The 8,984-nt window shown below is 48.1% G+C and carries 10 protein-coding genes; 1 reads left to right on the top strand and 9 read right to left on the bottom strand.

Features of this window, described 5'->3' with window-relative positions; genetic code table 11:
* Positions 1-82: 82 nt before the first annotated feature.
* The 4 genes from AC3EBE_RS17225 to AC3EBE_RS17210 form a co-directional block, all read right to left on the bottom strand.
* Positions 83-769, bottom strand: coding sequence for a nucleotidyltransferase domain-containing protein (locus AC3EBE_RS17225; protein WP_488596279.1), 687 nt, complete (start codon positions 767-769; stop codon positions 83-85).
* A gap of 13 nt (positions 770-782) precedes the next feature.
* Positions 783-1,556, bottom strand: a complete 774-nt coding sequence (locus tag AC3EBE_RS17220) for a class I SAM-dependent methyltransferase (protein ID WP_488596278.1) — start codon at positions 1,554-1,556, stop codon at positions 783-785.
* A gap of 61 nt (positions 1,557-1,617) precedes the next feature.
* Positions 1,618-2,274, bottom strand: a complete 657-nt coding sequence (locus AC3EBE_RS17215; RefSeq protein WP_488596277.1) for a methyltransferase domain-containing protein — start codon at positions 2,272-2,274, stop codon at positions 1,618-1,620.
* Positions 2,262-2,447 (bottom strand): hypothetical protein, encoded by a 186-nt coding sequence (locus tag AC3EBE_RS17210; RefSeq protein ID WP_488596276.1) that lies wholly within the window; start codon positions 2,445-2,447, stop codon positions 2,262-2,264. Before AC3EBE_RS17210 ends, AC3EBE_RS17215 begins: the two co-directional genes overlap by 13 nt.
* Before the next feature lie 113 nt (positions 2,448-2,560).
* On the opposite strand from AC3EBE_RS17210, the gene AC3EBE_RS17205 reads away from it, so the two are divergent.
* A complete protein-coding gene (locus AC3EBE_RS17205; protein WP_488596275.1) occupies positions 2,561-3,709 on the top strand; it encodes an integrase catalytic domain-containing protein in 1,149 nt (382 codons plus the stop codon).
* Between the two features lie 94 nt (positions 3,710-3,803).
* Here the strand turns inward: AC3EBE_RS17205 and iolG are convergent, their stop codons facing one another.
* The 5 genes from iolG to AC3EBE_RS17180 all read right to left on the bottom strand — a co-directional run bounded on the left by iolG (position 3,804) and on the right by AC3EBE_RS17180 (position 8,682).
* Positions 3,804-4,826 (bottom strand): inositol 2-dehydrogenase, encoded by a 1,023-nt coding sequence (gene iolG, locus AC3EBE_RS17200; protein ID WP_488596274.1) that lies wholly within the window; start codon positions 4,824-4,826, stop codon positions 3,804-3,806.
* 121 nt (positions 4,827-4,947) lie between these two features.
* A complete protein-coding gene (locus AC3EBE_RS17195) occupies positions 4,948-5,790 on the bottom strand; it encodes a sugar phosphate isomerase/epimerase family protein (protein ID WP_488596273.1) in 843 nt (280 codons plus the stop codon).
* Positions 5,777-6,547: an ATP-binding cassette domain-containing protein gene (locus AC3EBE_RS17190; RefSeq protein ID WP_488596272.1), complete on the bottom strand. Its 771-nt coding sequence runs from the start codon at positions 6,545-6,547 to the stop codon at positions 5,777-5,779. The genes AC3EBE_RS17195 and AC3EBE_RS17190 overlap by 14 nt, the downstream gene beginning before the upstream one ends.
* 2 nt (positions 6,548-6,549) lie before the next feature.
* On the bottom strand, positions 6,550-7,584 hold the full coding sequence (locus tag AC3EBE_RS17185) for an ABC transporter permease (RefSeq protein ID WP_488596271.1): 1,035 nt from the start codon (positions 7,582-7,584) through the stop codon (positions 6,550-6,552).
* Positions 7,585-7,674: 90 nt separating this feature from the next.
* Positions 7,675-8,682, bottom strand: coding sequence for a sugar ABC transporter substrate-binding protein (locus AC3EBE_RS17180; protein WP_488596270.1), 1,008 nt, complete (start codon positions 8,680-8,682; stop codon positions 7,675-7,677).
* Positions 8,683-8,984: the final 302 nt, after the last annotated feature.

Below are 8,984 nucleotides of genomic sequence, written 5' to 3'. Positions count from 1 at the left end.
GAGACTACATATAGGGTCTTGCCAGCTTCCATGATTTCCTCTCAGATTGTGCTGTGTCAGCTGAAGTCTCCGGTATTATCCATTATCTCGGTTCCGGAAGAAAGGCCTCAAGCCTTTCAAGCATCTCGGCCAACCAAGCCCGCTCTACAGCTTGAAATACCTGTATCTTGGCGAAAAGCTCTTTAAACTCAGTTGATGTAAGCGTCTGGATCTCCTGCCAAAAGTTTATCAGCCTAATCCTCCTCCCCTTCTCCTTGTAGAAAATTAGCTCAGCAAGCTCCATCGCACCTCGTCTCAGCCAGAGCAGACTCGATTCAAGATCTTGCTCGTCTAATGCTCTTTCGGCCTTCCCAACGAGGGACCTCGCTTCATCTAACAAATCTCCAAGGAACTCCTCCTCCACCGCTCCTGCTATCGTCGCTTCGCTCTTGAGCACTTGCAGAATACCTTGGGGATCATAAAGAACCCGCGCTTCTTTTAACCCCCAAATAGTATCTGGGTGATCCTTCGCCATCCTTTCAAGGACATCTTGGGAGCGTAAAGCTATGTTCACCACGATATTCTCGGCGATCCTTCTTTCCCATTCATATACACCGCTTCCTTTGACCAGCACCAGCAGGTCAATATCTGACTTGGGATGCACATTGCCCCTCGCCGTGCTCCCTTCGACCGCACAGCCAATTACGTCTTCGTTTGCTTGCAACTCTTTGGCAACTTGATCTGCTATGCTGAGATGCTTCTCTGCCAATTTCTGGTAATCTGTTTTCATATCCGCACCTCCATTAAAGACAGCGAATCACGGTAATGGGGCGACTGATGCGTTCTGCCTTCTCCACAGGTTCATCGAGATTCCAATCGTTCCACCAGCCAAGAAATTCGAATTTCCCCGACTTCTCTACGAGCAACAGGAACTCCTGCGGGAATATTGTCCTTCCCACCTCCACAGTTTCTAAGTGTAACATCTTTCCATGGTTATCAACATCGGCAAGAATCTTGTGCTTACGAATCTGAGCAGCTCGGTCTACCACCTCCTCCCTCACGAATTTAATAGCAATTCTCACCCCTTCCTTCTCCATCGTCCAACTTTGGTCTCCACTAGATGGATTGTCCCACCGGAACTCAACGCACCCATCGAGAAAATACAGGCCGCCCTGATTTAAGGCCTTGGCCACGGAAGCAAAATGCGACAATAGCTCATCAGTGGCCTCCGCATATAATGAGCCAAGCATTGTGAAAGCAAAATCTACAGGCTTCTCTAATGAAAAATATCGCATATCAGCTTGGAGAAAAGTTGCAGCGATGCCCAGCTCTCTAGCCTTCTCTTGTGCATAGTCGAGCATAACTTTGTTGATGTCGAGCCCGACATACTCGTATCCCCGGCGCGCTAACTCCTCCAGATGAGGGCCCGGTCCACAGCCAATATCCAAAACTCTTCTGACAGGGATCTTGGAATACCGGCGGAAGCATTCTTCAAATAGATCTACTTCTCGCCTTATATCCCTGAAGGAAAAGGCTAGCTCATAGTATCTGGGATAGCGGTATAAATCTAAATCCATAGATCGTCACTCCTGTATGCCAGGAGTATGTATGCCAGGCTAAGCCCAGGATCGATTACAATTATACCTTTACACTCGTGAGAAGTCCATAATGCAATCTTATTGAACTCTCACTGAGCCTGTAGATCTTGCGGATATGGGACGGAGCTCTCTCCAGCAGATTGTAGAAATCGCTGAGCTCTAGTTTGAAGTAATTGGCCTTGTCCTCGACCAAGGCTTGGTGCGACTTTTCGTAGGAGATCGTCCTGAAATCCTTGATCTCAAACCCGCAGCTTCTCAAGAGCTTCTGAAGCTCTTTGGGGCGGTAATATCGATTATGAGCCGTGGATAGCGCCTCTTCCACCTTTTGCATGAATCCTTGGTCATCATCTGGATGGATGATCAGATCGCCCAGAATCAAACTCCCGCCGGGCCGGAGCACCCTGGAGAACTCCTTGAGGACGATCTCGGCATCGGTATAGTGAAGCGTACTGATGCAGAGGATGAAATCAAATGTCTGCTCACAGAAGGGAAGCTTATGCAAGTCGGCTTCCAGCAGGATCGGCCTTTGCTCCGGCTTGAGCGACAAAAACTTCTTTCGCACGATCTCCAGCATCTCCGGGGAGAGATCCACCCCTACTAAGGTGACCTCCAATCGCTCAAGCAGAGGGATGGTGATCCTTCCGGTCCCGATCCCCGCCTCTAGGCCAAGCCTGCCAGCTTCCTTTACAGCTTGCACAATGTAGTCGATGATCTCATCGGCGAAGCCTTTCTCGTCCTGCTAAGTCCTAGCTTTCTGCGCATCGTAGCTGGCTGCCCGCTTGCGGTAGTATCGCCGGACTGTCTCCAAGTTAGGGGGGGGTCATTGCTCTCTTCCTTGAGGATCTTAACGATAAATTCCCCTAATTCCAAGGTAACACCCCTCTTCGATATCCGCAACCCTGCGAATTGCCTCATTGAAAATGTTACCGAAGGGGTTATCGGTTCCTCAAAATCCTGGTTACCAAAACTCCAAGGAGGAACCAATGACCCGGATGAGTATAAGGGAGCTCGTGGAGAGTTGGCGGCCCAGGTACCTGCGAGCCAGCCGCAAGGAGAAGACCCGGATCCTTGACGAATTCGTGGCCCTCACTGGGTACCACCGCAAATCGGCGATTCGGCTCCTGCGTCACGGCTACCGTCCGCACCACCTGGACCAGCGGGGACGGCCCCGCCGGTACACCCCGGACGTGAAGCCCGCTCTTCTTGCGGTCTGGGAGGCCTGCGGGGGAATCTCTCCCAAACGCCTAGCCCCCTTCCTTCCCGAGATCGTGGCGGCCCTCAAACACCATGGAGAGCTTCGGATCCGGCCGGAGACGGAGCGGCTTCTCCTGCGGATGAGCCCAGCCACCAGCCCAGCCACCATCGACCGCCTGCTCAAAACCCACCGAGCGAAGCCCCTACGGGGACGCACGACCACCAAGCCTGGGACCCTCCTCAAGCACCAGATCCCCGTGCGGACCTTCGCGGACTGGGACGAAAGTAAACCTGGGGTTCTGGAGGCGGATCTTGTGGCCCACTGCGGGGAGAGCGCCAAGGGCGAGTACCTGCACACTCCTACGGCTGTGGACATCGACACACGTTGGTGTGAGCTTGAGGTTCTCCCCAACCGCAGCCAGCACGCGGTGCGGGAGGCCATCGACCGGATTCAGGGGAACCTTCCCTTCCCGCTTCTTGGGATCGATTCCGACAACGATAGTGCTTTTCTAAACGGTAACCTTTCCCGGTACTGCCAGGCCCACAAGATCACGTTCACCCGGTGCCGCCCGTACAAGAAGAACGGCCAGGCTCATGTGGGAGGGAAGAACTGGTCAGCGGTGCGGAAGTTGGTGGGGTACGGTCGGTACGAATCCTCGGAAGCCCTAGCCCTGTTGAAGGCCGTCTACGCGGACTGGCGACTGTTCTTGAATTTTTTCCAGCCAGTGCGGAAACTGCTTTCCAAGGAACGGGTGGGAAGCAAAGTGCGCAAGAGGTACGACCGGGCCCAAACTCTCTACCAGAGGGTGCTGACCTCATCTTGGGTGAGCGAGGAGAGCAAGGCAAGGTTGAGGGAGCTTTACGAGACCCTGAACCCTGGGGAACTTCAGCGCAGGATCCAAAAGAATTTGGAACAGCTAAGGAGGCTCCCTGGGTAACGGTCATTCTGAGGCAACCACGAAACCTTCGGTAACCGTTACTTCTGAGGCATCAAGTATCTATCAACCCCATTCCTTGCAAATGCTAGCACCGTTAGGACAGCGAGGGGTCGATCTCGCTCAGTCGAACCGGTCTTCGCTCTTCTAGCGACTTCTTTGCCGCATATCCCATTACCACCGAGATCTTTCCGTCCAAACCCGTCACCGGCGGTCTCTTCCTTTCACGTATAGCTTCGACAAACGCTCTGATTTCCGCGATGTAAGCTTCGCGATATCGCTCAATGAAAAAGTAGTGAAGCGGGGCGGAATGATATCCTTGGTCATCAGCCAAAAGCACTGCGTGAGGCTTGGGATTTTCAACAAATATACAGCCTTTTTCGCCTAGAACCTCGATTCTCTGGTCATGCCCGTATACTGCCTTTCTGCAGTTGGTAATTACCCCTAAAGCTCCCATCTTAAATCGAAGAAAAACCACAGCAGTATCCACATCTCCAGCAGCTCCAATCTGAGGATCAACAAGAGCAGCTCCAACAACATAAATTTCCTCTACTTCCCCGAGCAAGTATCTGGCCATGTCAAAGTCGTGGATGGTCATATCCAAAAAAATTCCGCCAGAAATACGAATGTAAGAGAGAGGAGGTGGTGCGGGATCAAAACTCGTGATTTTGAGCAACCAAGGGCGTCCAATCTCTCCGCGTTGAACCACTTCTTTTAAGCGCTGGAAATTCGGATCGAATCGGCGATTGAATCCTACTTGAAGAATTACCCCAGCGGTTTCAACTGCAGCCAAAATGGTATCGATTTCTTTTAGATCTAGGGCTAATGGTTTTTCGCAAAAAATATATTTCCCCGCATCTACAGCATCCTGAATGATCTGAGCATGGCTCTCAGTACTAGTACAGATTAGAATTGCGTTAATCTCTGGATCATCCAAAATTTCTTTGTAGTCGTGTGTAATTTTTGGAATTTTCAGCATAGTACCCAAAGTTTTTGCGTTTTCTATGTTAACATCAGCTACTGCCAAAAGCCTGGCTTCGTGAACATGACGCACAATGTTTTCTGCGTGAAGCCTCCCAATTCTTCCAGTACCAATAAGTCCTAATTTGATATACTGCATCAGTCCCTCACTTTTCTGCTTCTATTCAAAACCATAGTACAGAATTATTTGTTCTAAATCCAGCCACGCCCTTTCAGTAAACCTTGACCTTCAGTCAGTAACATGTTGTGGCTAAGAATTTTTAAAGGACATACTTATTATTCCGGAGCCATCCGATCGTTTCTTCTAAGTCATCCCACAGAATTCTTTCCCACCCAGGCCCTTTAACCGGCGTAAACGGGTCAGGTCCGGGGGCAGTACATTCAATGATTAATGGACCGTGATAATCAATGCCCTTCAAGGCTGAGAAAAGTCCATGGAAATCGATATGTCCACGCCCTATAGCCCGACGATCAGAGTCCGCCAAATGAATCAATAATAATAGATTCTTTGCAAGAAAAACTGTCCCGAAAAGATTCGCCTCCTCAATGTTCATGTGATACGTATCAAGCAGGATACCCAAGTAAGGAGAACCTATTTCCTCTATCACTTTTATGGCTTGCGCGGCTGTATTCACCAAGTGCGACTCGTAGCGATTAAGAGGTTCCAAAGCAACCTTTAAGCCTTTGATCCCGGCACGTTCAACAATTTGATGCAAACTTTCCACGAACAATTTCTCTTCTTCACTTTGACTTGATATAGCACGTAGACGCCCCACGAAACCATGGCAGGAAACAATGGCTGCTCCTAATTCTTCTGAAAAATCAATAAGCCAAAAGTAATAATCCAGGGCTTTCTGACGCTCACGTGGCGACGGATGAGCTAGGTCCACATTACAAGGGGTCACCGAAAAAACTGTTAAATCATGCTCCTTTAGAAGATGCCGTGTTTCCTTTAAAGGATAACGTTTTGGGTCACCTAGAAGCTCTATCCCGTCATAACCTAAAAGCACTAGTTTTTTAGCGATTTCAGCTAGAGAGCTTTCTCCAAAAATCCATGTGCATACACCCACTTTATAATACATAAGTTTTTCAAACTTCCTCAATACGTCTCTGTCCTGTGACGATCAAGTGTTCAATTTCTTCTGGGCATGTCTCGCTTTTTAGTAAATCACCTACTTTAACCCCGGTGTGAAGGATTACAAAGCGATCAGCAACAGGCCAAACATGATGCAAGTTGTGGGATATGAAAATTACTGAGACACCTTTTTCTTTAGCTTGTTTAACATAATTCAAAACTTTTGCAGATTCCTTGATTGAAAGTGCAGAAGTAGGCTCATCTAAGATAAGCAACTTTACCCCAAAGTGAACTGCGCGGCTAATAGCGATAGATTGACGTTCTCCTCCTGATAGTACAAACACAGGCTGATCTACTGAGCGAACATTAACACCAAGTTCTGCTAGAGCTTGTTGAGCAACTCGACGCATATGCCGATGGTCAAGAAACTTGAAAAAACCGATCCTGCGAGCAGGTTCACGTCCTAGCCAGAAGTTACGCGCAATGGTCATAAGGGGGATAAGAGCAAAATCTTGATAAACGGTCTCGATACCCAAAGCCCGAGCTTGCTGGGGCGATTTAAAGTTAACACGGCGCACTTCAAAGAAAATTTCGCCATGGTCTGGTGGGTAGACTCCACAAAGAATTTTAATCAATGTAGATTTGCCTGCTCCATTGTCACCAAGAAGTCCTACAACTTCGCCATAGTCTACGGTGAAGTTTACGTTATTTAACGCTTGTATTGAACCAAAACGCTTACAAATGTTCACCATTCGCACTAGCAGGTCGGATTGAAACAGATCCATGTTTAATATTCACCTCCTCTTGCACGAATGTTAATGATGACCGCAATAATCAGAATTATGCCAACAAAAGCCTGATACCAATAAGTTGGCGCTTTAGCAAGCATTAATCCGGTGCGTACTGTTCCAATAATGATTGTTCCAAGCAAACTTCCAATAATGCTTCCATACCCACCTTTTAGTAAAACGCCACCAGTGACGGCTGCGGCAATCGCTTCCAGTTCCATACCTTGGCCGCGTAACGCATCAACAGACCTAAAGCGAGCAAATTGCATTAAACCAGCTAGTCCTGCCAGAAACCCAGAAAAAGTAAAGTTAAGGATTTTCACCCTCGAAACTGGCACCCCGAGGCCGCGGGCAGCTTCTCTGTTGCCGCCTACAGCGTAAGCCCAGTTTCCATAAGGTGTATGATGCAGTATAAAATAAGCTATACAAGCAACCACAACAAGCCAGCCAGCGGATGTTCTAAAATCCTGCACGATCCGGCTGTTAAGAATGGTAAATATAACCGTATCGCCGAAGTAAGGAATAGTAGGCAATCCCCCTGTAATGGCTAACAAAATTCCTCGCCACAGCATCATGGTGCCTAGCGTGGCTATAAAAGATGGAACACGTGCAAAAACTGCGATGAAACCGTTTAACAGTCCGAGAACAGCTGCAAAAATCAACGTTGCTCCACAAGCAAAAATATCATCAACACCGCTACGCAAAAGAATGGCAGAAATTGTGGAGGAAATCGCTAAGATCGAGCCTACTGAAAGATCAAGTTCCCCTGAAATCAAAAGGAAAGTCATTCCCACAGTCACGATGCCAAGCTCGGCTATTACTGTAAGTATACTGGCCAGTGTTTGTAGAGTAAAAAACCCCTTTGCAACAAATCCAAAACCCACAATGATGGAAACGAGAGCAATCAGAACCCCGAGTTCGGGACGTCGAGCTATTCGGTAGCGGATGTTTTGTAGCTCTTCTTTAAACAGAGCAAATTCCGATAACCTGGTCCCTAACGAAGCAGAAGGCTTTTTCTCAAGTTTCTGTCGCATGGGTCGTTTTGTCCTTCCTTCCTGCCACCTTTTCCTTAACGGACCAAAGAAAAGGGCGCCTAGAATTGAATTCTAGGCGCCCTATATATTTCACTTACTAATAACCCTCTTTAATAAGTTTTCAACAATTTCTATATTTTCGATGTCCACAAGCATTGGGCCAGTAAGAACATCGGACACAGGGATAAGCCGATATCTATTATATAGAGTTAAAAGTACAATCGGAAGATACCCCTGGAGATACTGTTGTTGAACAATAGCAAACAGAGCTATACCTGTTTTAATAGCATCCAAAGTAACAGGATCAAGATCGTATGTACCATAAAGAACTTTTCCTACCAAACTGGCTTCCTTTAAAAATGTAACAGCCGGCAACGTGCCTTGCGGTCCTAAGGTGAAAAGAACGTTAGTTTCAGGGTGGGCTGCAAAATAGCTTCGGAGGATTTCAACAGACTTTGTTGGATCTTCGCCATAAATTTGTAGTTTGTCAGCAGGGATACCATGTTCAGCCATTACTTTAATAAAACCTTTGGCACGGGTTTCGAGTCCAATATGCCCTACCTCTTGAGGAGCAACGACGGCACGTTTTATTGTTACGCCTTTCTCTTTAGCTACTTTTAAGAAAGCCTTTGCAGCTTGGACCCCACCAAGGTACTCGTCACCGCCAATATAGCATAGATAGGGGATCTTCTCAGGTTCCGGTCTCCAATCTGGTACGTTAATAGCAATAACAGGTATACCGGCAGCAATAACCCTTCGAACTGCCTCGTCGACGATGTAAGGGTCGGTGATGGTAACAGCAATTCCGTCGGGCTTGGCTGCAAGTGCCATATCCAGCAATTTAACCACTTCCACTGGGGATGCTACCATTGGTCCGAAATACACTGCTTCTATCTCAAGGTCAGGACTTGCACTCAATATTTTAGCCGCATCTTCCATCCCCCGTCTTGCGATCGCCCAAAAAGGATCAGCAGCCCCGCCATGGGACACAATAAAGAAGGTATATTTGATTTCTTCTGCTTGTACGGTTTGAATTATCAACATAAAAACCCATAAGACGCTAACTACCAACGCAACTTTTGTTAACCACTTTTTCATTGAAACCACTCTCTTTTTTTAATGTACAACATCAGCACCAAGCGGTCAAGGACGCAAATTGCCTCACTGAAACTGTTACCGAGGGGGGTCATCAGTTTCTCAAAATCCCGGTTACAAAAACAAAAGGGAGGAACCGATGATCCACATGAGTATACGGGAGTTTGTGGAGAGTTGGCGGCCAAGGTACCTGCGAGCCAGCCGCAGGGAGAAGGGCCGAATCCTCGACGAGTTCGTGGCCCTCACCGGTTACCACCGCAAATCGGCCATCCGGCTCCTTCGACACGGATACCGTCCTAAGCACC

The sequence above is a fragment of the Mesobacillus sp. genome (genome assembly GCF_057785455.1).
The sequence above is the reverse complement of the archived record's forward strand: the minus strand, read 5'-3'. Positions and strand labels throughout refer to the sequence as shown.

Excerpts from the sequence above, each read along its gene's own strand:
- AC3EBE_RS17225 (WP_488596279.1), bottom strand. The coding sequence starts at position 769 with ATGAAAACAGATTACCAGAAATTGGCAGAGAAGCATCTCAGCATAGCA.
- iolG (WP_488596274.1), bottom strand. The coding sequence starts at position 4,826 with ATGCAGTATATCAAATTAGGACTTATTGGTACTGGAAGAATTGGGAGG.
- AC3EBE_RS17180 (WP_488596270.1), bottom strand. The coding sequence starts at position 8,682 with ATGAAAAAGTGGTTAACAAAAGTTGCGTTGGTAGTTAGCGTCTTATGG.
- AC3EBE_RS17220 (WP_488596278.1), bottom strand. The coding sequence starts at position 1,556 with ATGGATTTAGATTTATACCGCTATCCCAGATACTATGAGCTAGCCTTT.
- AC3EBE_RS17185 (WP_488596271.1), bottom strand. The coding sequence starts at position 7,584 with ATGCGACAGAAACTTGAGAAAAAGCCTTCTGCTTCGTTAGGGACCAGG.
- AC3EBE_RS17205 (WP_488596275.1), top strand. The coding sequence starts at position 2,561 with ATGACCCGGATGAGTATAAGGGAGCTCGTGGAGAGTTGGCGGCCCAGG.
- AC3EBE_RS17190 (WP_488596272.1), bottom strand. The coding sequence starts at position 6,547 with ATGGATCTGTTTCAATCCGACCTGCTAGTGCGAATGGTGAACATTTGT.